The organism is Buttiauxella sp. WJP83, assembly GCF_027594725.1.
In the GTDB taxonomy this organism is placed as follows: Bacteria; Pseudomonadota; Gammaproteobacteria; order Enterobacterales; family Enterobacteriaceae; genus Buttiauxella; species Buttiauxella selenatireducens.
The window spans coordinates 704,557-729,387 of the sequence record NZ_CP110080.1; the positions used below are offsets into that span (position 1 = coordinate 704,557).

At 51.3% G+C, this 24,831-nt stretch carries 26 protein-coding genes and 1 riboswitch; of the genes, 5 read left to right on the forward strand and 21 right to left on the reverse strand.

Going from position 1 to position 24,831, the window contains the following annotated elements; genetic code table 11:
- Nucleotides 1-21: 21 nt before the first annotated feature.
- From OH773_RS03335 to araB, 5 genes are all read right to left on the reverse strand, one after another.
- Nucleotides 22-900 (reverse strand): hypothetical protein, encoded by an 879-nt coding sequence (locus OH773_RS03335; protein WP_270143002.1) that lies wholly within the window; start codon nt 898-900, stop codon nt 22-24.
- A 9-nt stretch (nt 901-909) separates the two neighbouring features.
- Complete coding sequence (locus OH773_RS03340) at nt 910-1,389, reverse strand: Hcp family type VI secretion system effector (protein ID WP_270143004.1); 480 nt, start codon at nt 1,387-1,389, stop codon at nt 910-912.
- Between the two features lie 162 nt (nt 1,390-1,551).
- Entirely contained in the window at nt 1,552-2,247 is a 696-nt protein-coding gene (gene araD / locus OH773_RS03345) for an L-ribulose-5-phosphate 4-epimerase (RefSeq protein WP_270143007.1), read from the reverse strand.
- Between the two features lie 162 nt (nt 2,248-2,409).
- Entirely contained in the window at nt 2,410-3,912 is a 1,503-nt protein-coding gene (gene araA, locus OH773_RS03350; RefSeq protein WP_270143009.1) for an L-arabinose isomerase, read from the reverse strand.
- Nucleotides 3,913-3,922: 10 nt separating this feature from the next.
- Nucleotides 3,923-5,602, reverse strand: a complete 1,680-nt coding sequence (gene araB / locus OH773_RS03355) for a ribulokinase (protein ID WP_270143011.1) — start codon at nt 5,600-5,602, stop codon at nt 3,923-3,925.
- Nucleotides 5,603-5,943: 341 nt separating this feature from the next.
- Between araB and araC the strand changes: the two genes are divergently transcribed.
- Both araC and OH773_RS03365 read left to right on the forward strand, forming a co-directional pair.
- Nucleotides 5,944-6,789, forward strand: a complete 846-nt coding sequence (gene araC, locus OH773_RS03360) for an arabinose operon transcriptional regulator AraC (RefSeq protein WP_183270874.1) — start codon at nt 5,944-5,946, stop codon at nt 6,787-6,789.
- 87 nt (nt 6,790-6,876) lie between these two features.
- Entirely contained in the window at nt 6,877-7,650 is a 774-nt protein-coding gene (locus OH773_RS03365; protein ID WP_270143013.1) for a DedA family protein, read from the forward strand.
- Here OH773_RS03365 and thiQ read toward each other — a convergent pair.
- From thiQ to sgrR, 4 genes are all read right to left on the reverse strand, one after another.
- Nucleotides 7,647-8,345, reverse strand: coding sequence for a thiamine ABC transporter ATP-binding protein ThiQ (gene thiQ, locus OH773_RS03370; protein WP_270143015.1), 699 nt, complete (start codon nt 8,343-8,345; stop codon nt 7,647-7,649). The genes OH773_RS03365 and thiQ overlap by 4 nt on opposite strands.
- Nucleotides 8,332-9,939, reverse strand: a complete 1,608-nt coding sequence (gene thiP / locus OH773_RS03375) for a thiamine/thiamine pyrophosphate ABC transporter permease ThiP (RefSeq protein ID WP_270143017.1) — start codon at nt 9,937-9,939, stop codon at nt 8,332-8,334. The genes thiQ and thiP overlap by 14 nt, the downstream gene beginning before the upstream one ends.
- On the reverse strand, nt 9,915-10,898 hold the full coding sequence (thiB, locus tag OH773_RS03380) for a thiamine ABC transporter substrate binding subunit (RefSeq protein ID WP_270143019.1): 984 nt from the start codon (nt 10,896-10,898) through the stop codon (nt 9,915-9,917). Before thiB ends, thiP begins: the two co-directional genes overlap by 25 nt.
- Nucleotides 10,899-10,934: 36 nt before the next feature.
- A riboswitch (TPP riboswitch) is annotated at nt 10,935-11,034 on the reverse strand.
- 25 nt (nt 11,035-11,059) lie between these two features.
- Nucleotides 11,060-12,730: an HTH-type transcriptional regulator SgrR gene (gene sgrR, locus OH773_RS03385; protein ID WP_270143021.1), complete on the reverse strand. Its 1,671-nt coding sequence runs from the start codon at nt 12,728-12,730 to the stop codon at nt 11,060-11,062.
- Nucleotides 12,731-12,943: 213 nt separating this feature from the next.
- Here sgrR and sgrT point away from each other — a divergent pair, with 213 nt between their 5' ends.
- The gene (sgrT, locus tag OH773_RS03390; RefSeq protein ID WP_270143023.1) at nt 12,944-13,105 is read left to right on the forward strand and encodes a glucose uptake inhibitor SgrT; all 162 of its coding nucleotides are present in this window, start codon (nt 12,944-12,946) and stop codon (nt 13,103-13,105) included.
- Between the two features lie 247 nt (nt 13,106-13,352).
- Nucleotides 13,353-14,531 (forward strand): sugar efflux transporter, encoded by a 1,179-nt coding sequence (locus tag OH773_RS03395; RefSeq protein ID WP_270143025.1) that lies wholly within the window; start codon nt 13,353-13,355, stop codon nt 14,529-14,531.
- Nucleotides 14,532-14,566: 35 nt separating this feature from the next.
- On the opposite strand, the gene hemW is transcribed toward OH773_RS03395, so the two are convergent.
- From hemW to OH773_RS03420, 5 genes are all read right to left on the reverse strand, one after another.
- A complete protein-coding gene (gene hemW / locus OH773_RS03400) occupies nt 14,567-15,703 on the reverse strand; it encodes a radical SAM family heme chaperone HemW (RefSeq protein WP_270143027.1) in 1,137 nt (378 codons plus the stop codon).
- Nucleotides 15,696-16,289 (reverse strand): XTP/dITP diphosphatase, encoded by a 594-nt coding sequence (locus OH773_RS03405; protein WP_270143029.1) that lies wholly within the window; start codon nt 16,287-16,289, stop codon nt 15,696-15,698. The genes hemW and OH773_RS03405 overlap by 8 nt, the downstream gene beginning before the upstream one ends.
- A gap of 28 nt (nt 16,290-16,317) precedes the next feature.
- Entirely contained in the window at nt 16,318-16,608 is a 291-nt protein-coding gene (gene yggU, locus OH773_RS03410; protein ID WP_183270609.1) for a DUF167 family protein YggU, read from the reverse strand.
- Entirely contained in the window at nt 16,605-17,159 is a 555-nt protein-coding gene (locus OH773_RS03415) for a YggT family protein (protein WP_183270608.1), read from the reverse strand. Before OH773_RS03415 ends, yggU begins: the two co-directional genes overlap by 4 nt.
- An 87-nt stretch (nt 17,160-17,246) precedes the next feature.
- On the reverse strand, nt 17,247-17,951 hold the full coding sequence (locus OH773_RS03420; RefSeq protein WP_270145664.1) for a YggS family pyridoxal phosphate-dependent enzyme: 705 nt from the start codon (nt 17,949-17,951) through the stop codon (nt 17,247-17,249).
- 15 nt (nt 17,952-17,966) lie between these two features.
- Here OH773_RS03420 and OH773_RS03425 point away from each other — a divergent pair, with 15 nt between their 5' ends.
- A complete protein-coding gene (locus tag OH773_RS03425) occupies nt 17,967-19,031 on the forward strand; it encodes a type IV pilus twitching motility protein PilT (protein WP_270143032.1) in 1,065 nt (354 codons plus the stop codon).
- Here OH773_RS03425 and ruvX read toward each other — a convergent pair.
- The 7 genes from ruvX to OH773_RS03460 all read right to left on the reverse strand — a co-directional run bounded on the left by ruvX (nt 18,997) and on the right by OH773_RS03460 (nt 24,693).
- On the reverse strand, nt 18,997-19,416 hold the full coding sequence (gene ruvX, locus OH773_RS03430) for a Holliday junction resolvase RuvX (RefSeq protein ID WP_270143035.1): 420 nt from the start codon (nt 19,414-19,416) through the stop codon (nt 18,997-18,999). The two genes, OH773_RS03425 and ruvX, sit on opposite strands and share 35 nt — an antisense overlap.
- Entirely contained in the window at nt 19,416-19,979 is a 564-nt protein-coding gene (locus tag OH773_RS03435) for a YqgE/AlgH family protein (protein ID WP_270143037.1), read from the reverse strand. Before OH773_RS03435 ends, ruvX begins: the two co-directional genes overlap by 1 nt.
- A gap of 76 nt (nt 19,980-20,055) precedes the next feature.
- A complete protein-coding gene (gene gshB / locus OH773_RS03440) occupies nt 20,056-21,003 on the reverse strand; it encodes a glutathione synthase (protein WP_270143039.1) in 948 nt (315 codons plus the stop codon).
- 12 nt (nt 21,004-21,015) lie between these two features.
- Nucleotides 21,016-21,747, reverse strand: coding sequence for a 16S rRNA (uracil(1498)-N(3))-methyltransferase (rsmE, locus tag OH773_RS03445; RefSeq protein WP_270143042.1), 732 nt, complete (start codon nt 21,745-21,747; stop codon nt 21,016-21,018).
- 164 nt (nt 21,748-21,911) lie between these two features.
- A complete protein-coding gene (gene endA, locus OH773_RS03450) occupies nt 21,912-22,619 on the reverse strand; it encodes a deoxyribonuclease I (RefSeq protein ID WP_183270602.1) in 708 nt (235 codons plus the stop codon).
- A gap of 92 nt (nt 22,620-22,711) precedes the next feature.
- Nucleotides 22,712-23,227, reverse strand: coding sequence for a SprT family zinc-dependent metalloprotease (locus OH773_RS03455; RefSeq protein ID WP_270143045.1), 516 nt, complete (start codon nt 23,225-23,227; stop codon nt 22,712-22,714).
- 71 nt (nt 23,228-23,298) lie between these two features.
- Nucleotides 23,299-24,693: a sugar porter family MFS transporter gene (locus OH773_RS03460; RefSeq protein ID WP_183270600.1), complete on the reverse strand. Its 1,395-nt coding sequence runs from the start codon at nt 24,691-24,693 to the stop codon at nt 23,299-23,301.
- Between the last annotated feature and the right edge of the window lie 138 nt (nt 24,694-24,831).

Below are 24,831 nucleotides of genomic sequence, written 5' to 3' on the forward strand. Positions count from 1 at the left end.
AGATTTTCCTTGTGTAGAATATTAATAATCATTTAAAATAGTAAAAAAATCGATGCTCATTGGTATATGTTCGGCAATGTGAATGTTTTGTGGCATGTTTGTATTCTTTTTTCCATTTGTTATATCCCATCCTTTTTCCCTCATCGAAACATAAAGCTCTTGGTTCATCCTATTTGAGTCATTAAAGAATTTTTGTGAAGGAGTATTTCCATATCTGTTCAGAGTATGGGGATTTTCCAAATTCGGCAGGGGTTTTATATAGTTCAACCATGAAGGTATAAGACCTTTTCGTGGAGAGTTTCCGGTATAAGGGGAGGGTTGTGGAAAAAGCAATGGCCTAAATTCTTTATTTTTAAAATTACCTACAGGTCCATAGTGATCCCAAATCCACAAAGCATATTCTTTGCTTGTGGGTTGAGCGAGAATGATTGGGTCAATTCCTGCTCCAAAGACACGATAAAAACCTACCAAATCGGATACTAAATCTTCACCGCTGAAACCACTATCTGAACGCAGAGTAAAAGGTGGAAATTGCTGAAAGGCTTCAAATCTGTTTGCTGTTTTCATCATGATTGTCAGGGCTATTCTTTGTTTCATGCTCCAACTTAGGCAAGAGCGAACCATTAAAGGGCTATGAACGCCTACTCGCAACTCAATTACATGCCCAAAGGCATCCTTGTTTGCCCCCATTTCTTGATAGTAATCAACAGGGAAGTACCAATCCTTGAACTCAGGAAAAAACGTGCAACCTTTTTCCTCTAGCAGTATAGATTTTAGTCGACGTGCATCGTTTGCTTGAGCATGGCCGAGATCAATCCAACCAAGAATTTTGGTATAGATCAATCCATGACCGAGCGATAATGCTACTGAAGCACTCATTATATCTTGCCGCTTGCTCATTAAGTCCCCTTAATATACGTTCTCTTCCCAAATGCTATACCCAGAAGTGCCCGCTAGATGATGTTGCCAGGTAATGCTTTTAAAACTAAGAATGAGTGTTTCTTCAGGTTGAGCATCATTGTGATCAATTGCGTGTGGAAAATTGATAGAGATATCTGCCAGATGTGCATCTTTTAATTCAATGGAGTAAAATTTTTCACTTAGACCTGAAGCTGACGTGCGATATGCCTCGATAAGACATTGGAGATTCTCATTGTTGGATATCGCTATTCCTAATAATGGAGATGACTTATCTATGGGTTTGGTAATAGTGACGGGTTGATGATTGATATGCTGTTCACGGTGAGTGCCACACGTTAATGCAAGTACAAAAATTTGGTCTTTGTGTAATGCCTGGTATTTGTTACCCATGGAGCTATAAGTTCCACAGTTCTGTGATATGAACCCTTGTTTTTCGCCATTAAGCGTCATGTAGATTAAATTTGCCATATAATTTCTCCTGTGAGAAATTATATAACGCAGAATAATATTAATAACAAATGCTTAATTTGAATGTTTGAAATGAAGTTAATATGTCTGTGTTATGTTTGCAGGGTCTTTATATCAGGTGGTCATAAAATTAAAAGTGGCGCTTATTAGCGCCACTTTTAACTACTGCCCGTAATAAGCCTTTTCGCCATGCTTGCGCAAATAATGTTTATCCAGCAGCGTTTGTTGCATATCGGGTAATTCAGGTGCGAGTTGGCGGCAGAATATGCCCATGTAAGCGACTTCTTCCAACACAATGGCATTGTGTACGGCATCCACCGGATCTTTACCCCAGGCAAATGGGCCGTGTGAATGCACCAGCACGCCAGGCATTTGTGCGGCATCGATCCCACGCTCAGCAAACGTTTTCACGATAACTTCACCGGTTTGCCATTCGTAATCGCCATTAATCTCTTCATCGGTCATTTTGCGGGTGCAAGGAATGGGGCCGTAGAAGTAATCCGCGTGAGTGGTTCCGGTTGCCGGGATGGATTGCCCCGCCTGCGCCCAGATCGTCGCATGGCGTGAGTGGGTGTGCACAATGCCGCCAATATGCGGAAATTGAAGATACAGCAAGCGGTGAGTGGGGGTGTCTGATGACGGTTTTTTATCCCCTTCAACCACTTCACCTGTTTCAAGGCTCACAACCACCATATCTTCGGCAGTCATAATGCTGTAATCGACCCCAGAGGGTTTGATGATCAATACGCCGTGTTCACGATCAACGGCGCTGACGTTGCCCCAGGTCAGGGTTACCAGATTATGTATGGGCAGCGCGAGGTTCGCTTCCAGCACCTGACGTTTCAGATCTTCTAGCATTTTTGATCCTTAACTTGTAAGTCCACCCTCACCCTAACCCTCTCCCTGAGGGAGAGGGGATGGACCGGTTTTCCCCTTACCCTTAGGGAGAGGGGATTGTCCGAGCGAGATTTTGCTTTCCCCCTCTCCTTTGGGAGAGGGCCGGGGTGAGGGGAAATATAACTAGCGTTTAAAACCGTAATAAACCTCGTTCCAGCGCAGTGAATCTTTAAACGCAGGCAAGCGAGTGTCGTTATCAATAACGGTCAGCTCAACGCCGTGCAGTTCGCTGAACAGGCGCATATCGTCAAGTGTTAAGCTCTGGCTAAACACCGTGTGGTGTGCGCCGCCAGCCAGAATCCACGCCTCAGACGCGGTAGGGAGATCCGGTTGGGCTTTCCACAACGCATTGGCGACCGGCAGTTTTGGCAACTGATGTGGGGCTTCGACGGTATCAACGCAGTTCACTAACAGACGGAAACGATCACCCAGATCGATAAGGCTGGCATTCAGAGCAGGGCCGGTTTGGGTGGAGAAGATCAAACGAGCCGGATCGTCTTTGCCGCCAATCCCCAAATGTTGCACATCAAGAATCGGTTTTTCAGCGGTTGCGATCGACGGGCAAACTTCCAGCATATGGGAACCGAGCACCATATCGTTGCCGTTTTCGAAGTGATAGGTGTAGTCCTCCATAAAGGAGGTGCCGCCCTCAAGGCCTGTTGACATCACTTTCATGATGCGAAGCAGTGCGGCAGTTTTCCAGTCGCCTTCGCCCGCAAAACCGTAGCCTTGTTGCATCAGGCGTTGCACGGCAAGGCCAGGAAGTTGTTTCAGGCCATGCAGGTCCTCAAATGTGGTGGTAAATGCGCTAAAACCACCTTGTTCAAGGAACTGTTTCATCCCCAGTTCAATGCGCGCGGCATCAATCACATTCTGACGTTTCGCGCCGTTAATCTGTGCGGCGGCAGTCAAGCGGTAGCTGCTCTCATATTCGTCGATCAGCGCGTTCACATCTCCGTCACTGACGGCATTGACCACTTGAACCAGGTCGCCCACCGCGTAGGTGTTCACAGCAAAACCAAACTTCATCTGCGCCGCGACTTTATCGCCGTCAGTCACGGCAACTTCACGCATGTTGTCGCCGAAGCGAACCACTTTAAGCTGGCGGGTATCTTGTTTTGATACCGCCTGGCGCATCCATGAACCAATACGTTGATGCGCCTGCGGATCTTGCCAGTGGCCTGTCACCACGGTGTGTTGTTGACGCATACGCGCGCCGATGAACCCGAACTCACGGCCGCCGTGCGCGGTCTGATTCAGGTTCATAAAGTCCATATCAATGCTGCCCCACGGGATTTGCGCATTGAACTGAGTGTGGAATTGCAGCAGTGGCTTGGTGAGAATGCTCAGGCCATTGATCCACATTTTTGCAGGCGAGAAAGTATGGAGCCACACGACCAAACCGGCGCATTTATCGCTGTAACTGGCATCACGGCAAATAGCGGTGATTTCGTCAGGGGTTGTACCCAGCGGTTTCAGCACCAGCTTGCACGGCAGTTTGGCGTCTTTGTTCAGCGCATTGACGACCTGCTCGGCGTGCTGATTAACCTGACGCAACGTTTCCGCACCGTAGAGATGCTGGCTACCAATTACAAACCACACTTCATATTGTTCAAAAATGTTCATCGTCATGTCCTTAATGGGCGCTGTTCGCCGCTACAGGGAGATAGTGTTGTTCCGCGCTGACAGCCCACTGCTGATAGCGTTGATAAAGCTGTTCAAAGCGCTCAGCGCGTTGAGGAGTCGGTTGCAAGGTGTTTTCGATTTGGCTCGCCATCGCAAGCTGCGCCTGGGAAATATCAGCGTGTTTTCCTGCGGCTACGGCGGCAAAAATGGCCGCACCCAGTGCGCAACACTGATCCGAGGCGACGATTTGCAATGGACGGTTAAGCACGTCACAGCACACCTGCATGATCACTGGCGATTTACGAGCAATTCCGCCCAGCGCCATGACGTTGGTGACGGGAATACCTTGTTCGGTAAAGCACTCCATAATTGCGCGGGCACCAAAGGCGGTGGCGGCAATCAGGCCACCGAACAGCGCTGGCGCATCGGTCGCCAGATTCAAATCGGTAATCACGCCTTTCAGTCGCTGATTGGCATTCGGCGTGCGACGACCGTTAAACCAATCGAGCACCACGGGCAGATGTTCGAGAGAGGGATTTTTCGCCCAGGCTTCTGTTAGCGCCGGGAGCAGCTGTTTTTTACTGGCATTAATCTGTTCACGCAGCTCGGGATGTTGCTGCGCCAGTTGTTCCAGCGGCCATCCCAGTACGCGTCCAAACCAGGCGTAAATATCGCCAAAAGCAGATTGCCCGGCTTCAAGGCCAATGAAATCAGGCACCACGCTGCCGTCAACTTGCCCACAAATCCCTTTCACCGCACGCTCGCCAACGGTCGGTTTATCAGCGATTAAGATGTCGCAGGTAGAAGTGCCGATGACTTTCACTAGCGTATTGGGTTGTGCGCCAGCCCCAACTGCCCCCATGTGGCAATCAAACGCCCCACCGGAAATCACCACGCTTTGCGGCAGACCCAGGCGCTCAGACCATTCGGCAGAAAGAGTTCCTACCGGAATATCCGCAGTCCAGGTTTCGGTGAACATCGGGTAAGCCAGATTCTGGTTAATGACGGGGTCTAACTCATCAAAGAAGCTGGCTGGAGGCAGGCCGCCCCAGCTTTCATGCCACAGTGATTTATGCCCGGCGCTACAGCGGCCACGGCGAATATCTTGCGGGCGAGTGGTGCCGGAAAGCAGCGCTGGAACCCAGTCGCACAACTCAACCCACGACACCGCAGCTTGCGCCACTTTTGGGTCGGCACGGGTGACATGCAGGATTTTCGCCCAGAACCATTCGCTGGAATAAATACCGCCAATGTAGCGGGAGTAATCATTGTTGCCCGGCTGGTGGCATAAGTGGGTAATCGCTTCAGCCTCTTCAACCGCGGTGTGGTCTTTCCACAGCACAAACATGGCGTTGGGGTTGTCGGCAAATTCTGGATTCAGAGCCAGCACATTGCCTTTGGCATCAATGGGCGCGGGGGTGGAGCCGGTGCTGTCAACGCCAATACCACACACTCGGGCACGTTGCTCAGCGGTCAGTTCAGCAAGAACGGTTTTCACTGCCCGTTCCATGGACTCTATGTAGTCTCGGGGATGGTGGCGAAATTGATTATTAGCAGCGTCGCAGTAGCGATTTTCCTGCCAGCGGGGATACCACTCCACGCTAGTCGCAAGTTCTGCTCCATTTTCGCAATCTACAGCCAGCGCACGAACAGAATCACTACCAAAATCGAGGCCCAGCGCGATCGACATTTTTAAACTCCCTGACCTGGTTATCTATGAAAATGACATTAGTTTTTATGCAGAAAAACCGTCAGGTCGTATTCGCTGTAGTTATGGAGAAATGTGCTGTGCCGTTGAGAAGTGTGACGCCCCGCAAATAATCGATGTGGACATTTCTGCTACTTTTATAAACACTTTGGTTATCTTCGAAAAACCCTCTCATCGACTGATGAAAAGCATGCGACCAGTTAAATTGCGGCTTTATGATATAAATCGGGCTGTTTGTTGTTTAGGCAGCATAGTGCGGGTGTGAAACTGCATGGATATGGACAAATTGTTTCTGTTATCCCCTTTGAAAAGCGAGCTTGATGATGCCTGAAATGCAAAATGACCCCTTGTTGCCAGGGTACTCTTTTAACGCCCATTTAGTCGCAGGATTAACGCCGATTGAAGCTGAAGGCCCGCTGGATTTTTTCATCGACAGGCCATTGGGAATGAAAGGCTACATCCTGAATTTAACGGTGCGGGGTGAAGGTGTTATCAATAACCAGGGGAAAAACTACGTCTGCCGACCCGGTGACATTCTGCTGTTTCCGCCTGGAGAAGTGCATCACTATGGTCGGGAGCCTTCCAGCAAAGAGTGGTATCACCAGTGGGTGTACTTCCGCCCGCGGGCTTACTGGCAGGAGTGGTTAAACTGGGATCCCATCTTTGCGCAAACGGGTTTTTTCCGCCCGGATGACGCGCATCAGCACAGTTTTTCTCAGCTGTTTGGTCAGATTATTGACGCCGGGCAGGCGGAAGGGCGCTATGCGGAATTACTGGCAATTAATCTGTTAGAGCAGTTGCTGTTGCGACGCATGGAAGTCCTGAGCGCCTCACTCAATCCGCCGCTTGATAACCGTGTACGGGATGCCTGTCAGTTCATCAGCGACCATCTGGCCGACCACCGTTTTGATATTGCCAGCGTCGCTCAGCACGTCTGTTTGTCGCCGTCACGCTTGTCACATCTGTTCCGCCAGCAGCTGGGTGTCAGTGTTTTGAGCTGGCGTGAAGACCAGCGCATCCTGCAGGCCAAATTGCTGTTGAGCACCACGCGCATGCCAATTGCCAGCGTCGGGCGCAATGTCGGTTTTGAAGATCAGCTCTATTTTTCGCGCGTTTTTAAGAAATGTACGGGTGCCAGTCCGAGCGAGTTTCGTGCAGGGTGTGAATAGAAACTATTATGTATCTATACAAATGATGGCTTGACGCTTCATTCCACACTCAGGAGAATCGCCCACTCGTTTCTCGACGGACGCTTTATGGAAGCTTTGCTGGAACACTTTATTACTCAGTCAGTAGTGTATTCGCTTTTTGCGGTGATGCTGGTGGCCTTCCTCGAATCGCTGGCGTTGGTCGGGCTTATCCTTCCTGGCACCGTGATGATGGCAGGGCTTGGTGCGCTCATTGGTGGGGGGCAGGTCGATTTTTATCACGCCTGGGCTGCGGGGATTGTCGGTTGCTTACTTGGCGACTGGATTTCATTCTGGCTGGGTGGGCGCTTTAAAGGGCCACTGCATCGCTGGTCGTTCATGAAAAAGAACAAAGCGCTGCTGGATAAAACCGAACATGCACTGCATCAGCACAGCATGTTTACTATTCTGGTGGGGCGTTTTGTCGGCCCGACGCGGCCACTGGTGCCAATGGTGGCGGGCATGCTAGATCTGCCCGTGTCCAAATTTATCATTCCGAATATTATTGGCTGCCTGTTCTGGCCACCGATCTACTTCTTGCCGGGGATTCTGGCGGGTGCGGCGATTGATATTCCTGCGGATATGCAGAGCAGCAACTTTAAGTGGCTCTTACTGCTGGTGGCATTGATTATCTGGCTGGCGGCATGGTTGTGCTGGCGCTGGTGGCGTAGCGGCAAGGCAACATCCGATCGCCTGACGAAATACCTGCCACGTGCGCGTTTACACTGGCTAGCTCCCGTCATGACGGCGCTCGCGGTGGGTGGTTTTGTCGCGATTCAGATGCACCCGATGATGCCGATTTATCGCAGTATTCTGTGGAAAGTGCTCACCGGCCACGCTTAACGGCCGATCCCCAGCAGTGCCGATGCACTGGCTTCTCCGCTCAATAACGTTGCCGTGTCGCCATCCCAGGCGATACGGCCATCAACCACCACCAGGCTTCTTTCGGCGATTCGTGCCGCATCTTCAATACTGTGTGACACCATCAACAGCGTCAATTGTTGCTGGCGACACAGCTCATCAAGCAGCGCGAGCATTTCCTGGCGCAGCGCCGGGTCGAGTGCTGAGAACGGCTCATCAAGCAGCAAAATAGGTTGTTCACGTACCAGACAGCGGGCGAGGGCGACACGCTGACGCTGACCACCTGAGAGTTGTGACGGAAGCCGGTCGAATAAATCGCTAATCGCCATCTGGCTGGCAATCGTCGTGAGCCGCTCTTGTTGTGTCGCGTTGAGTTTAAGCCCTGGATTTAACCCAAGGCCAATATTCTGGCGCACCGTCAGATGGGTGAAAAGATTGTTCTCCTGAAACAGCATCGATACCGGACGCTGTGCCGGAGCGCTGTGCGTATGATCTTCGCCATACAACATAATCTGCCCGCTCGCGGGAGTGAGAAATCCCGCAATCAAACTCAGTAGTGTACTTTTCCCTGCGCCACTCGGCCCCAGCACCGCCACGCGTTCACCGCTGCCAATCTTCATCGAAAAGCGCATTGGCAGATGGTGATAGAGCCAGGTTATATCATTAAGAATCAGCATGGCGTCCCGGAAGTTTTTCAATCAAAGTGAATAAAGCAAAGCACAGTATCAGCAGGATAAGCGCGGTGACGGCTCCGTCCTGGCTGCGATATGAACCAATTTGTTGATAGAGATAAAACGGCAGCGTGCGGAAATCCTCATTGCCAAACAAAGCCACGACACCGAAATCGCCAATCGATAACACACAAGCAAACGCCAGTGCCTGCGCCAGTGGGCGTTTGAGTGCGCGTAACTCGATAAAACGCAGACGGTTTACGCCACTAATATTTAACGACTGGCAAAGCCTGGTATAGCGTTCAGCAACGTCCAGCATGGGGTTTTCCAGCACTTTTAGTGCGTAGGGGATTGCCATCAGCGCATTAGTGAAAATCACGATGCCATCAGCCGTTTGCGGTAAACCCACGGTGCTATTGAGGAGCAGGAAAAAGCCGGTCGCCAGCACGATACCGGGCATTGCCAGAATCAACATTCCGCTAAGTTCCAGCGCCTGGCCTGCAAAGGTGCGGTTACGCAGGCGTAACTCCCGCGAGCTCCACAGCAACATTACCGTAATTATCACGCAGATTAATCCGGCACCTACGGCAATTCGTAATGAGGTGAACAATGCCTGCCAAAGCACCGGCTGTGACAACACAGCGCTAAAGCCACTATTGAGGCCATCAATCATCACCGCCAACAATGGTGGCAGTAACAGTAACAGCGCGAGGATGATGAGCCCCGCGTCGCACAGTTTACGACGCAGGTTATCCTGACGGTCGCGCCAGCCGTGCATCAGGCTATTCCCCACGGGAATTGCTCTGCTAAGTCGCTGGCTTAATAGCACCAACGCTAAACAGCAGACCATCTGGATCATCGCAAGCAAGGCTGCTCGAGCGGGATCGTAGTCGTAGCTCAGCGCCTGGAAAATCGCCAGCTCGATGGTAGTCGCTTGTGGCCCACCGCCTAGCGAGAGCACGGTGGCAAAGCTTGCAAAACAGAGCATAAAAATCAGCGCTGCCGCCGGGAGAATCTGGCGGCGCAGCCAGGGCCATTCCACAAAGCGGAAGAAATTCCAGCCCTGCATCCCGAGTTGTGCGGCAACCTGTCGCTGTTCGCTGGGGATATTTTCTAATGCCTGAAGCAGCAAACGTGTCGCCATTGGCATGTTAAAAAAGACGTGTGCTAATAAAATGCCTTTTAAACCGTAGGGCGAGAAGGTCCACTCGATTCCCAACCCTGCGCATAGCGAGGCCAGCCAACCTTCGCGCCCGTACACTGTCAGAATACCGAATACCGCCACCAGCACCGGCAAAACCAGCGTCATCGCGCACAGCCGTAAAAGGGCTAAACGACCAGGGAAACGGCGACGATAGAGCGCACGAGCCAGAAAAATTGCCGGGAATACGGAAAGTGCGGCGGAGAGAAACGCCTGCCAGAACGAGAAACGCAGTACGTGCCACAAATAGCTATCCTGCATCAGGGCGCGGATATCTGTTTGCGGCGCGTTAAACCACAGCGCCATAAAAGCCGCCAGGGCTACGGCCACCACCAGTGTGGCGGCACAAAGCCCTGGGATCAGCCAGCCGGGAATTAGCGGCTGACGGCGCGTTGCCATTCGCTAATCCAGTTGGCGCGTTGTTTAGAGACTTCTTGCGCGCTGTACTCAAGGGTGTTCTGCGGTTTGACCAGGCCATTAAAGCCTTCAGGCAATTTCACATCGGTCACAGGGTACATCCAGTTTCCCGTCGCAACGGTATTCTGGAAGCCGGGTGAGGTGATAAAAGCCATGAACTTTTCAGCCAGTTCCGGCTGTTTGCTTGACGCCAGACGTCCGGCAACTTCCACCTGCAAATAGTGGCCTTCGCTAAAATTAGCCGCTGCGTAGTTATCTTTTTTCTCTTCGATAATGTGATAAGCCGGAGAAGTGGTGTAACTCAGCACCAAATCGCCTTCACCTTTCAGGAACAGACCATAGGCTTCGCTCCAGCCTTTAGTCACGGTGACGGTTTTCTTCGCCAGTTTTTGCCACGCTTCAGGCGACTTGTCGCCATACACTTTTTGCATCCATAACAGCAAGCCCAGGCCCGGCGTGCTGGTGCGCGGATCCTGATAAATCACTTTCCACTTTTGGTCGCTTTCGACCAGCTCTTTCAGGCTTTTCGGCGGGTTCTTCAGTTTGTTTTTATCGTAGACGAAAGCGAAATAGCCGTAATCGAACGGCACGAAGGTCTCGTTGCTCCAGCCGCCAGGGACTTTCAACGCACTGATGTTTGTTTTGCTCGGTGCAAATAATTTCGTCTGGGTGGCCGCTTCCAGAAGGTTGTTATCCAGCCCCAGAACGACATCAGCTTTACTGTTTTTACCTTCCATTCGGATGCGATTAAGCAACGAAACGCCATCTTCGAGTGCGACGAATTTCAGCTCGCAATTACAGTCCGCTTCAAAGGCCTTTTTCACCGCAGGACCTGGCCCCCAGTCGGCGGCAAAAGAGTCGTAGGTATAAACAGTCAGCAGGGGTTTGGCAAAAACAGGTGCTGCGATGAGCGCAAGCAACGGCAATAATTTTTTGAACACTTTGCACCTCTTGGGATTAGGGGTGGCAAAGGACTTTGAGAAATGAGCCTCAAATCCCTTCGCCGGCGTTATCCGGATCAGGTTCGACGGGTATTATCTCAGCCAGACTTTCGCCTTAGCACCCCGTTGAGAACGCGTGCATTGTAGAGATTTTGTAAATATTACGAAAGAGGTATTGGTTCTGGTGGTGCAAACCATGCCGACTTAAAGTCGAACCATCCCAACGTGTTCATTCTCACACCGCGCATACTGCGTTGTCCTTCAATGCGCAACCAGTGGTGGATTAACGGCAAAATATCATTATTTTCCACGCGACTCTGGCACCACTCAGGCAGAGAAAGCTCTCCGTTATGCCATTTACCCGTATCCGTTTCCCAGTCAATGGCGAGGCATTTTTGAATCAACGGCACTTCATAAAGGTGCGAATAGAGTGAAAACTCTAACGGTAGAGTGAAGTTCGCGCTATTAAGCCAGATATCACTTTCAGCATCCCCCTGATGCCACTCTTCATAGCTCACCTCTTGCACCACAAGCTCTACACCCACGCGCGCCAGCAGCTCTTCCATGAATTTAGCTATCACCCGATGCTCAACGTGATCGCGATAAAATGTCAGCGTAACGGACTCCAGCCCGGCGGGTTTTTCGAGTGTCGGCTGGGGGCGTGCATGGTGCCAGCGCGGTAGCAGTCCGTAGGCTGGGAACCAATATTGCTGATTTTGGGCGCCTGCGCTGTAAAGCAGATGGATCGGTGCCAGAACATGGCTCAACCAACGGCGTACTTCTGTATTGCTACCCAATGTTGAGCGGCTATCGAACAAAATATAGTAGCAGCCTTCTTCGAGACGACTTTCGATGGCTTTCTCACTGTCGGGCATTCCTGACAATTGCACCGCACAACTGATTTCTTCACCAATTTCCGGCAGCACCCAAAAATTGACCTCGTCAATCAATGCCCGATAACCGAAGTAATCATCGTAGGCCTGAATTTTCAGCTGATTGGTGTTGTTGCGTACCACCGAATACGGGCCGGTGCCGACCGGCTGACGAGCAAAATTGGTTAAGGTCTGCCATTCGCGCGGCAGGATCATCGCATTGACGCTGCCCAGTAACCACGGTAGCCATTTGTCGGGTTGTGAGAGGGTGATATCCAGCGTCCAGGCTGTAGGCGAGGTAATTTCCTTAATATGCGAATAAAGCGGCAAAGTGCTGATACGTTGCAAGGATGTCGTCACATCCAGCATATCCAACTCACGCCCATGGTGAAAATGAATGCCGGGGCGAAGATAAAAACGCCAATGTAATGGGGAAATTTGTTGCCAGTGGTGGGCAATATCCGCTTCCAGTTCCCCATTTTCCTCATTTATACGGATAAGCCCGCTGAAAATTTGCCGGGCAATATGAGTTTCTGAACGACGTAGAGCGGAACCGGGTAACAGATTTAGCAGTGGGCGGTAGTAGAGAACGCGCAGTATATGCCGCCCTTGCCGAAAGCTTCGACCAAGATGAGAAATCAGCATCTGGCGAACGGCAGCTTTATCGCCAACGATCTGCACCAGTTGATCAATCCTGTCCTGCTCAAGCAGATCTTCTGCGCGCTGTTGCTGGAGCGCAAGGCCTGTGTACAAAAACTCAAGCTTTGATCGCTTGCCGCGCCCGGCTTCGGCTTGCCAGCTTAACCAGCCATTTTCCTGCATCGCACTGAGTAACGTCCGCATATGTCGGCGGGAGCAATTCAGCAAATCGGCCAAATCATTCAACGTCGTTTCTTGCGGCTTTCCTTCGAAGCTTTGCCACAGACGGATGAACTGTTGTTGTAGACGACCACTAGACATATACCCTTCATCCTTCAAGTTGCAGGGGTGTTGGCTGCGTTTGCTCACCCCAGTCACTTACTCAAGTAAGCTCCTGGGGATTCCCTCCCTTGCCGCCTACCTGCAACTCGAATGCTAAAGGGTAGAAAAGAGGAACTCCCGGCAGAAACTCATCAATTTAACTTTCCTCATATTACGCCAATAATCATCAACGATGAAAGCGAGGAGGTACATATGAAACGGTCACCGGTTGTTAAGTTTTATCAACAGTATTTTGCCGCAACACAAAGTGTTTCTGCTGGATGGCTGGCTCGCCAGACAGCGTCGCAACGTCTGAGGATGCTCGAGGACTTAATGCAGTGGGAAGTGAACACTTCCGCAACCGTGAAGTACTAACTCGTTGATTCATGTGTGACTGAGAATTGGTGATGTTCACCAGGCCAGTGGTTTTTACCGCTGGCTTTTTTATACCCGTCATACTTCAAGCCGCAGGGGTGTTGGCTGCACTCACAAACCCCAGTCACTTACTTTAGTAAGCTCCTGGGAATTTGCTCCCTTGCCGCCTACCTGCAACTTGAATTATTTAGGGTATAGTGGACGGCTTGCACATTTATCACCCGCTCAAGCAAAAGGATCTCTCTGCATGGCCTGGTTTCTGACAAAAGGACGACGCCTGAATCCGGTTTACACAGCATTTATGCTAGTGGCTTTTATGATGGGCATCGCGGGGGCACTTCAGGCACCTACGCTGAGCCTGTTTTTAACGCGTGAAGTGCAAGTGCGGCCATTCTGGGTCGGGTTGTTTTATACCGTCAACGCGATAGCCGGTATTCTGGTCAGTCTGATGCTGGCGAAGCGCTCTGATAGCCGGGGCGACAGACGAAAGCTGATTATGGTTTGCTGTGCGATGGCCGTGGCAAACTGCATTTTGTTTGCTTTTAACCGTCATTATCTGACGCTAATTACCCTGGGCGTCATGTTTGCCTCCATTGCTAACACGGCAATGCCGCAAATCTTCGCCCTGGCCCGCGAGTATGCAGATAGATCCGCACGTGAAGTGGTGATGTTCAGCTCGATAATGCGTGCCCAGCTGTCGCTTGCCTGGGTCATTGGCCCGCCGTTGTCGTTTATGCTGGCGTTAAACTACGGCTTTACCACCATGTTTCTTATTGCGGCGGGGATTTTTGTTATCTCGCTGGCGCTCATCTTCTTCGCACTTCCGTCGGTTGAGCGAATTGAACAGCCCGCCGATCTGGCGCTTACCGAAGTCAGCGGCTGGAAAGACAAGAACGTCCGCATGTTGTTCATTGCCTCAATGCTGATGTGGACCTGCAACACCATGTACATCATTGATATGCCGCTGTGGGTCAGCAGTGATTTAGGGCTTCCGGAATCGCTGGCAGGACTGCTGATGGGGACGGCGGCGGGGCTTGAAATCCCGGCGATGATCCTTGCGGGCTATTATGTGAAGCGTTTTGGTAAGCGGCGCATGATGGTGATTGCGGTGGCAGCGGGCGTGTTGTTCTACGTCGGGCTGATTTTGTTCCACAGCCGCACGGCGCTGTTGTTGCTCCAGTTGTTTAACGCGGTGTTTATTGGCATTGTCGCCGGGATTGGAATGCTATGGTTCCAGGATTTAATGCCGGGCAGGCCGGGGTCGGCAACCACATTATTTACCAACAGTATTTCTACCGGCGTGATTCTGGCTGGCGTGTTGCAAGGGGCGCTCGCGGAGAGTTTCGGGCATTATTCGGTGTATTGGTTAATTGCAGGATTGGCGGTGTTGGCGTTGATTTTGACCAGCAGGGTCAAAAACATTTAAAAGATATCGGGGCGGCTATTCGCCCCGATATTTGATTACTCGGCCAGGAAAATCTCTAATAGCGAATTCAAAAACAGCTTACCGTGCTCGGTTATCTGCCAGTAATCTTCAGTTTCTACCAGATAATTTTTAGCAATTGCTTCATCCAGCTGCGCACGGATCACCGTTTCGTCCAGCCCGGTATACAGGCTAAATTCATTGCGTGGTGCGGCTTCCAGCAGGCGGAAACGGTTCATAAAGAACTCGAACGGTTTATCCGCTTGCTCAACATCGTGCTGGCGATCGAGGTATTTGCCTTCCATATAGCCACGCGGGTGGCGCGTTTTGGCGGTACGCATGATGCGCCCGTCTTCGAACGTCACTTTACCGTGTGCGCCACAGCCAATTCCCAGGTAGTCGCCAAAACGCCAGTAGTTCAGGTTGTGCTGACACTGATAGCCCGGTTTTGCGTAGGCCGAGGTTTCGTATTGCTGATAACCCGCAGCCGTCAGCAGTTTGTCGCCCTGTTCGAAAATATCCCACAGCGCGTCGTCGTCCGGCAGTTTTGGCGGACGTGAGCTAAACAGCGTATTAGGCTCAATTGTCAGCTGATACCAGGAAAGATGCGGTGGATTCAGCTCAATGGCCTGTCGCAAATCATCCAGCGCCTCTTCCAGCGACTGGTCTGGCAAACCGTGCATCAAATCCAGATTGAAACTACGCAGCCCTAATCCGCTAGCCAGATTTGCCGCACGTTTCGCTTCACCGGAATCATGGATTCGGCCCAGGCGTTTGAGTTTTGTCTCGCTAAAACTCTGCACACCGATAGAAATGCGGTTCACGCCAGCACGTTGATAGCCAACGAAGCGGTCGGCCTCAACGGTGCCAGGATTCGCTTCCATGGTAATTTCTGCATCAGCTGCCAGCGGCAGGCGCGCACGCACGCCATCGAGCAACGTTTGCATCGCCTCGCTTGAAAGCAAGCTAGGCGTACCGCCACCAATAAAGATGGTCTTTATTTCACGTCCTTGTGCCATTGGCGCGTCGTTGTCCAGATCGCGCAACAGGTGGGCGACATACTCGTCATGCGGGACGTCGCCTTTTAGTGCATGAGAATTGAAGTCACAGTAGGGGCACTTCTGCACGCACCACGGGATGTGAATATAGAGACTCAGTGGTGGCAAATTAGCCATTTTTCATTGCTTCCAGTAACAGTTTTAGTGCTTGCCCACGGTGGGAAATCGCGCGTTTTTCATCACGAGTGAGTTCAGCCGCAGTTTTGCCCTCGGTAGTGACAAAGAAAATCGGGTCGTAGCCAAAGCCGCCAGCCCCTGCGGCTTCGCGGGTGATCTGACCTTCCCAACTGCCGTGACACACCAGCGGTGTGGGATCTTCTGCATGACGCATATACACCAGCACACAATGGAACCGCGCTTTGCGTTGATCGTCCGGCACATCTTTCAGTGTCGCCAGCAGCTTTTCCAGATTCTGCTGATCCGTTGCCTCAATGCCTGCGTAACGTGCCGAGTAAATACCCGGGGCGCCGCCCAGAACATCTACGGCCAGACCAGAGTCATCGGCAATGGCGGGCAAACCCGTAATCTGCGCCGCGTGGCGGGCTTTCAGAATGGCGTTTTCGATAAACGTCAAGCCTGTTTCTTCGGCAGACTCCACGCCTAATTCAGTTTGTGCCACAACATCCAGACCAAAATCGCCCAGTAAATCGGCAAGTTCACGCACTTTACCGGCGTTACCGGTCGCGAGGACAACTTTTTGCATAGTGAGATAATCCTGTGAAATTCGGTAATTATTCGAGCAATGCCGCGACTTCCGTCGGGATTTGTTGCGGGTCGATAATCTTAACTTGCTTATGACGGCCCAACTCGCCTTTCTCAACCACAACTTGGCTTTTGGCGACGCGGAACTGTTTAGCCAGATATTTTACCAGATGGGCGTTGGCTTTGCCGTCAATTGGCGGCGCGGTGATGGCGACTTTTAGTTCGTCGCCATGCAGCCCAATAATGCTATCCCGGCTGGCTTTAGGCTGAATATACAGCCGTAAAACCAGCCCGTCTGCGGTTTGACTCACTGCACTCACAGCAAATACCACAGCCCCGGGAACAGATCCATGCCAAGGTAATTCAGTGCATACAGAATCAAAATCACGACCATCGCGGAGAAATCAATGCCGCCCATTGCCGGAATAACACGGCGAATTGGCGCCATCATTGGTTCGGTCAATTGCATCAGCACGTATTCAATTGGACTGCGACCCTGGCTAATCCAGCTCATCAGCGAACGAATGATAATGACCCAGAACACCAGCGTACCGGCGGACTTGAGCAACGATAACAGGCCGACCAGCAGATTCATTGGATCAAGCGACAGCGCGCCTACTTGAATCAGCAGCAGAACAGGGTACTTCAGCGTGGTGAGAATAAACGCCACCAGCAATGAAGAGGTATCAATCGGCCCAATCGAAGGGATTATCCGGCGCAATGGGCCAACAATCGGCTGGGTAATTTTGACGATAAATTGGGCAAAAGGATTGTAAAAATCACAACGCGACCACTGCATCCAGATGCGAATTAGCAGCACCATCACATACAGTTCAATCAGTGTTTTGACCAGGAAAGTCAACGTTAGCATGGTGTTCCTCAATAATAAGCCCTTCATCTTTCAGGCTGTAGAAGCGTTGGTTGCCATCTGACAGTCTGAAATCTATTGGGCTACGGTTTAGCTGGCGGAGTAATCCCGCGCGCCGAAAATAGCGGTTCCAATGCGCACCATGGTGCTGCCTGCGGCAATCGCGGCGTCCATGTCATCGGTCATGCCCAGAGACAACGTATCAACCGTTGCATAGCGGTTTTTGAGCGATGTGAAAGCGGCAGCCATTTTCTGGCAAACCGCTAACTGATGCTCGTAATCAGGTTCAGGGGCAGGGATCGCCATCAAACCTCGTAGAACCAAACCCGGTAGTACAGCGACGTCAGCCGCCAGCGTTTCAAGCTCGCTTAACGCAATACCAGACTTGCTTTGTTCATCACTGATATTTATTTGAATCAATACGTTAAGCGGAGGCAGTTCGGCCGGACGCTGTTCGCTTAAACGGGTGGCAATACGAAGCCTGTCGACGGTGTGGCACCAGTCAAAATGTTCAGCGACCAGACGGCTTTTGTTCGACTGTAAAGGTCCGATAAAGTGCCATTCCAGTGTGGCTTCGCTGTTCTCGGCAAAGTAACGAATTTTATCCACGCCTTCTTGCACGTAGTTTTCACCGAAAGCGCGTTGCCCGGCAGCAATCGCTTCTGCGAGCGCGCTCGCAGGCTTCGTTTTGCTTACTGCAAGCAAAGTAACTTCCTCTGGAGCACGGCCGCAGCGTTGAGTTGCCGCTAAGATTTTGTGCTGAACCTGTGCCAGATTGTGCGTTATCTCATTCATAGGTTGGAAAGTGATATGGATATCGAAGAAATTGTGGCCCTTAGTGTAAAGCATAATGTCTCTGATCTACACCTGTGCGCGCACCTTCCTGCTCGCAGGCGTAGGCAAGGGCGGCTGGAACTGCTGCCTGGAGGCGCTCCTGAACCGGATGTATTGCTAGAAGACTGGCTGTCGAAAGCACAAAAGGTGCAACTGCAAGAAACCGGGCAGGTCGATTTTGCCGTGACTCTACAATCAGGGGTGCGATTGCGGGCTAACGCTTTTCATCAGTTGCACGGGCACTCTCTTGCCTTGCGGTTATTGTCTTCAAACTGCCCCAAACTCGAGGCATTAAATGCCCCGCCACTGATACCCGAATTGCTACAGTCGCCAGATGGCCTGATTCTGGTCACAGGTGCGACGGGCAGCGGTAAATCCACCACGCTTGCGGCAATGGTTGATCATCTCAACCATCAGCTTGATGGGCATATCCTGACGCTGGAAGATCCGATTGAATTTGTTCATTCCTCTCATCGCTGTCTGATTCAGCAGCGTGAACCCGGCACGCATTGCCGCTCTTTTGCCGCCGCTTTACGTGCCGCATTACGTGAAGACCCGGACGTGATTTTGCTGGGGGAATTACGCGATAGCGAAACTATCCGTCTGGCGCTCACTGCCGCGGAAACCGGCCATCTGGTACTGGCAACATTGCATACTCGCGGTGCAGCACAAGCGGTGGAACGGCTGGTGGATGTCTTTCCTGCAGAGGAAAAAAGCATGGTGCGCAGCCAACTGGCCGGTAGCTTAAAAGCGGTGCTCGCGCAGAAATTACAACCTGACGCTCAAGGTGGAAGGGGGGCGCTGTTTGAATTATTGGTAAATACTCCTGCCGTGGCGAGCCTTATTCGCGAGGGGAAAACGCATCAGTTACCCGGGCTGATTCAAACCGGCCAGCAATATGGCATGCAGAGTTTTGCGCAAAGCGAGGCGTTGTTTGTTGGGAAAGGTCAGCTTGCAGCGGCGGAGTGCGAGGTTACGAATGCACCTTCCGCCGTAGAGGTAACAATCAAGGGTTATAGTCAAACCAGCTTTCAAGAATGATGACTGCGGAGGCTGAGTCAATGCTACCTTTGTTTAAAGCCCGGAAACCGCCGTGTTCAAACAAGCCAGCACGGGCTTCAACGGTGCTCAGGCGCTCATCTTGCAGAGAAACTTTTACGCCAAAACGCCCATGCAGGCGGTTGGCAAACTTACGCGCACGGGCGGTAAGTGGCTGTTCAGTGCCATCCATATTCAGAGGTAAGCCAACGATGACTTCATCGGGCTGCCACTCTTTAAGGATTTTTTCGATAGCATTCCAGTCCGGCGTGCCATCTTGTGCTTTCAGCGCGGTTAAAGGGCGCGCCGTTCCGGTAATACGCTGCCCGATGGCGACACCAATACTTTTAGTGCCGAAATCAAAGGCTAACAATGTCCCACTGCTCATTATGCGTGCCCCGCTTCGCTTGGCATATTGTGAATATCAATGCCGATTAATTTTGCGGCTTCACGCCAGCGTTCGGAAATTGGGGTGTGGAAAATGATCGATGCATCGGCTGGTGCAGTTAACCAGGCATTGTCCAAAATCTCTTGTTCCAGTTGCCCTTTTTCCCAGGAAGAGTAGCCCAATGCCACAATCACATCCGTAGGTTGTTTGGCTGTGCCGATAGTTTCGAGCACATCACGGGAAGTGGTGATCACCGTTTCATCAGAAATACAGATGCTTGAAGCAAAACAGTCTGGTGGCGAGTGCAAAATAAAGCCACGGTCTTCCGCTAATGGGCCACCGATAAAAACAGGTTTATCAAGACGAATGGATGGGTCGCGTGGTTCTGGTTCGATTTTTAATTTTTCAAGAACACCGTCAACCTGAAGATTTTCGAGGGGTTTATTGATGATTATCCCCATAGCGCCTTCGTCGCTATATTCACAAATATAAACGACTGCTCGCTTAAACAGAGGATCCTGGAGCGCGGGCATGGCAATCAGAAAGTGATGCTGTAAATTCATTGTCAGAGGTTTGATCCCGGTTGAAAAAGCGACAGCACCCAGTATGCGGGGAAAGCAAGATGCTGTCACTCTGGTGTTATTTAGCCAGACGTTTCTCGATAGCGTCGAACAACATTCCGGTGATCGATACCGGGAATTCGGCTTCGATTTCGCGAATACAGGTTGGGCTTGTCACGTTAATCTCGGTCAGGCGATCGCCGATGATATCCAGACCAACAAAGATGAGCCCTTTGGCTTTCAATGTTGGGCCGACGCGACGGGCAATTTCCCAGTCGCTGTCGGTCAGCGGACGCGGTTCACCACGACCACCGGCGGCCAGATTGCCACGGGTTTCGCCACCTTGTGGAATACGAGCCAGGCAATACGGAACGGGTTCGCCATCGACAACCAGAACACGTTTGTCGCCATCGACAATAGCAGGCAGGTAGTTTTGCGCCATGCAGTAACGATTACCGAGTTCAGTCAGCGTTTCAGCAATGACGCCGATGTTAGGATCGCCTTCTTTAACGCGGAAGATTGATGTGCCACCCATGCCGTCCAGCGGCTTGAGAATGATGTCGCCGTGTTTTTGCCAGAACGCTTTAAGCTGCGCTTTGTTGCGGGTTACCAGCGTTTCTGGGGTCAAATCAGCAAACCAGGCGGTGAACAGCTTTTCGTTACAGTCTCGCAGGCTTTGCGGTTTGTTAACGATCAGCGTGCCTTGTTCTTCTGCGCGCTCAAGAATGTAGGTCGCGTAGATAAATTCGGTATCAAACGGCGGATCTTTACGCATTAAAATAACGTCGAGATCGGCAAGCTGAATATCTTGCTCGCTGCTAAATTCGTACCACTTATCGTAGTTCTGCTCGACAGTCAGAATGCGGGTGCGTGCGTGCGCTTCACCATTGATCAAATACAGATCTGCCATTTCCATATAATGGAGTTCGTATCCACGGCGCTGTGCTTCAAGCAACATGGCAAAACTGGAATCTTTCTTGATATTAATATTTGCGATGGGATCCATCACGATGCCGAGCTTGATCATTGTTTTTCTCCTTTAGCCCAGGTCGCCAAAACGCACTTGCAGCGCGGTAATGGCGGTGAGCGCGGTAGTCTCAGTACGAAGAACGCGAGGTCCCAACAGAATATCAGTAAACTGATGGCGTGCGGTCATCGCAATTTCATCAGCCGTCAAACCCCCTTCAGGGCCAATCAACAAACGTACACGCTCAACGGGTTGTGGCAACGTGTTGATACTGGCGCTGGCGCGGGGATGCAGATTTAACTTCAAACTGTCATCAAGTTCTGCGCACCAGTCTTCAAGATCCATCGCCTGGCGAATTTCCGGCACGATATTACGGCCACATTGCTCGCAGGCAGCAATGGCAATTTTCTGCCATTGTCCGAGCTTCTTGTTCAGACGCTCGGCATCCAGTTTTACGCCACAGCGTTCAGAAAACAAAGGTGTAATCACGTTCACGCCGAGTTCGACAGCCTTCTGAATCGTGAACTCCATTTTCTCACCGCGAGACATGACCTGACCAAGATGCAGATGCAGCGGGGATTCACGGTCGTCTACGCTTGCGCTAAGTACTTTTACCCGCACGCTTTTCTTATCAGCCTGTACGATTTCTGCGTCAAAGACCTGATTGCTTCCGTCAAACAATTGCACGGCGTGGCCTGCGCTCATGCGCAATACGCGGCCAACGTGGTTAGCGGCATCTTCGCAAAGAGCCACGTCCTGGCCGACGGTGAGGTGTTCGGGGTGATGAATGCGGGGTATACGCATGATTTAGAAGGATCCACTTGCTAAGGCGAACTGCTTTGATCTCCTCTCCTTTGGGAGAGGGTTAGGGTGAGGGGATATTCGCTAACACATCCCTCACCCCGGCCCTCTCCCTCAGGGAGAGGGAGAAAACATCGCACGGTAATCAATATGACCGCTAGTGTAGGTTAGCTGTTTTGTGCCTGGCAAGCCCGCAGCACATAAGGGTTATGATTGCCCTGAACTTTAGCGATGCGCTCATCGCGTTCACACTCCCAGGCCGTGACCGGATATTGCTTATTCCATGCTTCAAATAGCTGGGTCTGCTGGCGAGAAAGGTTGAGCTGATACTGGTCACGCATGTAGAAGTAGGTGCGAGCAATAGCGCCGCGAGCCCGCGCTGGTGGCTCGGCAATCTTATCTTTAAAGTCGACTTTCATTTCACACTGCCCGTATTGCCCTTCACCGCCGTTCCACTGGCTGTACATGAAGTTGTTACGATCAGCATTCACTTCGCCTACTGCGGGTTGCAGGTTGTGCATATCGCTTTCCATCTTGCGATATTCTGGGTCTTTGGCACAGTTTTTACGGCCGCCATCTTGCCAACACTGGCGCTGATGACCGAACTGCCAGGCCGGTACGACGTGCTCCCACTCGATTCGCGTCGCACGGTTTTCATTCTTCCGGACTTTGTAGCCGCAGGACTCAAGATCGGGAATACCCTTTTTTCCTTCCCAGCTGATTTTACATCCACAATAGAAGTCGCCTGGCGCGTCGGCATTCACTTTGGCGCCAGCAGCTTTGGCTTGAGAGAAATTATTGATACCAGCACTGAGTGCAGAAAAAGAGGAGAGGGCTGCAATAACTGCAACAGCCAAAGAATATTTGCGAGACATTTCCAGAATCCTTACTAAAACGTGCCTGAACCCTACCTGATGCATTATTGGGATTCAATCAGCTAAATCAGGAAACTTTAAGATTAATATTTTTAATTACAGGGAGTTGTAACGTCTGGCTTTAACAGGTCGCCGCATTGAACACAGCGGTATTCCGCTTCACCCCGTATGACACGGTTATGTCGCCTGACCGTAAGTTGGTGTAGTTGGCAGCGGCAGCGATAAGGGAAGGTGTTTTTACGCACTGACTGCACTTCAAATTTGTGTGTGCGCCTTGCGGGAACGCCAAGCACGCTTTCCATCATCCATTTCCACTCTTTGCCGTGGGGGGCAACGCGGCCAAAGTGTTTCCAGACCAACAAATGAGCCAGTTCGTGCGGGACAACTTCATCAATAAAGGTTTGCTGATTTTCCATCAGTAACACCGGGTTTAGACGAATCTCGTAGCTATCCATCCATGCAGTACCCGCAGCGGTGCCACGCTGCTGATAGACCAGTTTCGGTTCGGGATAATTTCGTCCCAGGTGTTGATTGGCCTGTTGCAGTTTTTCACGCAGGCAGCGCATAACGGCCTGTTGGATTGCGATGGGGAGTCTTGGGGATTTCATAGCGGGCAAGAATAGTGCGAGGTGGGGCAGGGTGCAAGCCCCTATCCGCAGTGGATAGGGGCGGGAGTGATTTACTCGTGAGCGCCAATCTCGCGTAAGCGGCGGCCTTTCATTAAGTTACGTTCAATGTGTTCCAGGGAAACGTGTTTGGTTTCTGGAATCAACCACAGCGTCAGCACAATAAAGAACAGGTTTAGCGCCGCATAGACCCAGAAGGTATTCGCGTTGCCCAGCGTGTTAAGCATGGTCAGGAATGTTGCACCGACAATCATGTTCGCAATCCAGTTGGTGGCGGTCGAGCAAGTGATACCAAAATCACGGCCTTTCAGCGGCTGAATTTCAGAACACAGTACCCAAATCAGCGGACCAGCACTCATTGCAAAACCTACGATGAACATCAACAGCATCGCGATGGCGAAGTATTGTGCACCCTGAGAGTGAATCCCGATGTGCAGCATAGTGCCCAATACGCCCATACCCACCGCCATCACCATGAAGCCCAGCACCAGCGTAGGTTTACGACCCCATCTGTCTACCAGACCGATAGCAATAAAGGTCGCCAGTACGTTGATAAGTCCAACGATGACGGTGCCCCACATTTGCTGAGTGGTGTTGGTGAAGCCTGCGATTTCAAAGATCTTCGGTGCGTAATACATAATCACGTTCATACCGGTGAACTGCTGCATCACCTGAAGCAGGATGCCAAGGAACACCGCACGACGGAAGTTGCTGTTGTCTTTAAACAGTGACCAGCCGCTTTGTTTAACCTTCAGGCTTTCACGGATTTCTTCCAGTTCACGTTTTGCTTCTGCACTGGTATCACGCAGACGCATCAGTACGCGTTCGGCATCGTGGAAACGGCGTTTCGCAGCGAACCAGCGCGGGCTGTCCGGGAGGAAGAACACGCCTACCAGTAAAATCAGGGCCGGAATAGTGATAACGCCCAACATCCAACGCCATGAACCGCTGTAGCTGAAGGCGGTATCAGAAAGGTAAGCTCCGAGAATACCGATGGTAATCATCAACTGGTACATCGAAATCATGCTGCCGCGAATTTTTTCTGGAGCAATTTCAGACAGATAAAGCGGTGCGGTATATGACGCAACACCGACCGCCAGGCCCAACAGTACGCGGGAGAGGATCAGGATTTCAGTATTCGGTGCGAATGCAGAGCAAAGCGAACCGGCAACGAACAGTACTGCGCCTATCATCAGGCTGTACTTACGCCCAATGCGGAAGGAGAGCCAGCCGCTACCAACAGCACCAACAGCGGCACCAAACATCATTGAACTGACGACCCATTCTTGCTGGTGCGCGGTTATCTGGAAATCTTTAGCGATAAACGGCAGTGCACCGGCGATAACTCCGATATCAAGGCCAAATAACAAACCGGCCAGGGCTGCAAGGAAACAGACGAAAAAGGTCATGCTTTTGTTCGAGCGCCCTTGTTTTTTTGTATTAGGCATACAGCTCTCCAGTTGAGTGATTCTTCGTATCTGACTCTAGGGTAGGTTAACGCCGCATGAATTTGTGTGATTAAACTCACGTTAGTGTAATCGATTACACAAGTGTCAAGAAGTGTATGTGATATTTTTTAATATAAA

Coding starts and splice junctions, on each gene's coding strand:
- OH773_RS03335 (WP_270143002.1), bottom strand. CDS start 900: ATGAGCAAGCGGCAAGATATAATGAGTGCTTCAGTAGCATTATCGCTC.
- OH773_RS03340 (WP_270143004.1), bottom strand. CDS start 1,389: ATGGCAAATTTAATCTACATGACGCTTAATGGCGAAAAACAAGGGTTC.
- araD (WP_270143007.1), bottom strand. CDS start 2,247: ATGCTAGAAGATCTGAAACGTCAGGTGCTGGAAGCGAACCTCGCGCTG.
- araA (WP_270143009.1), bottom strand. CDS start 3,912: ATGAACATTTTTGAACAATATGAAGTGTGGTTTGTAATTGGTAGCCAG.
- araB (WP_270143011.1), bottom strand. CDS start 5,602: ATGTCGATCGCGCTGGGCCTCGATTTTGGTAGTGATTCTGTTCGTGCG.
- araC (WP_183270874.1), top strand. CDS start 5,944: ATGCCTGAAATGCAAAATGACCCCTTGTTGCCAGGGTACTCTTTTAAC.
- OH773_RS03365 (WP_270143013.1), top strand. CDS start 6,877: ATGGAAGCTTTGCTGGAACACTTTATTACTCAGTCAGTAGTGTATTCG.
- thiQ (WP_270143015.1), bottom strand. CDS start 8,345: ATGCTGATTCTTAATGATATAACCTGGCTCTATCACCATCTGCCAATG.
- thiP (WP_270143017.1), bottom strand. CDS start 9,939: ATGGCAACGCGCCGTCAGCCGCTAATTCCCGGCTGGCTGATCCCAGGG.
- sgrR (WP_270143021.1), bottom strand. CDS start 12,730: ATGTCTAGTGGTCGTCTACAACAACAGTTCATCCGTCTGTGGCAAAGC.
- sgrT (WP_270143023.1), top strand. CDS start 12,944: ATGAAACGGTCACCGGTTGTTAAGTTTTATCAACAGTATTTTGCCGCA.
- OH773_RS03395 (WP_270143025.1), top strand. CDS start 13,353: ATGGCCTGGTTTCTGACAAAAGGACGACGCCTGAATCCGGTTTACACA.
- hemW (WP_270143027.1), bottom strand. CDS start 15,703: ATGGCTAATTTGCCACCACTGAGTCTCTATATTCACATCCCGTGGTGC.
- OH773_RS03405 (WP_270143029.1), bottom strand. CDS start 16,289: ATGCAAAAAGTTGTCCTCGCGACCGGTAACGCCGGTAAAGTGCGTGAA.
- OH773_RS03415 (WP_183270608.1), bottom strand. CDS start 17,159: ATGCTAACGTTGACTTTCCTGGTCAAAACACTGATTGAACTGTATGTG.
- OH773_RS03420 (WP_270145664.1), bottom strand. CDS start 17,951: ATGAATGAGATAACGCACAATCTGGCACAGGTTCAGCACAAAATCTTA.
- OH773_RS03425 (WP_270143032.1), top strand. CDS start 17,967: ATGGATATCGAAGAAATTGTGGCCCTTAGTGTAAAGCATAATGTCTCT.
- ruvX (WP_270143035.1), bottom strand. CDS start 19,416: ATGAGCAGTGGGACATTGTTAGCCTTTGATTTCGGCACTAAAAGTATT.
- OH773_RS03435 (WP_270143037.1), bottom strand. CDS start 19,979: ATGAATTTACAGCATCACTTTCTGATTGCCATGCCCGCGCTCCAGGAT.
- gshB (WP_270143039.1), bottom strand. CDS start 21,003: ATGATCAAGCTCGGCATCGTGATGGATCCCATCGCAAATATTAATATC.
- rsmE (WP_270143042.1), bottom strand. CDS start 21,747: ATGCGTATACCCCGCATTCATCACCCCGAACACCTCACCGTCGGCCAG.
- endA (WP_183270602.1), bottom strand. CDS start 22,619: ATGTCTCGCAAATATTCTTTGGCTGTTGCAGTTATTGCAGCCCTCTCC.
- OH773_RS03455 (WP_270143045.1), bottom strand. CDS start 23,227: ATGAAATCCCCAAGACTCCCCATCGCAATCCAACAGGCCGTTATGCGC.
- OH773_RS03460 (WP_183270600.1), bottom strand. CDS start 24,693: ATGCCTAATACAAAAAAACAAGGGCGCTCGAACAAAAGCATGACCTTT.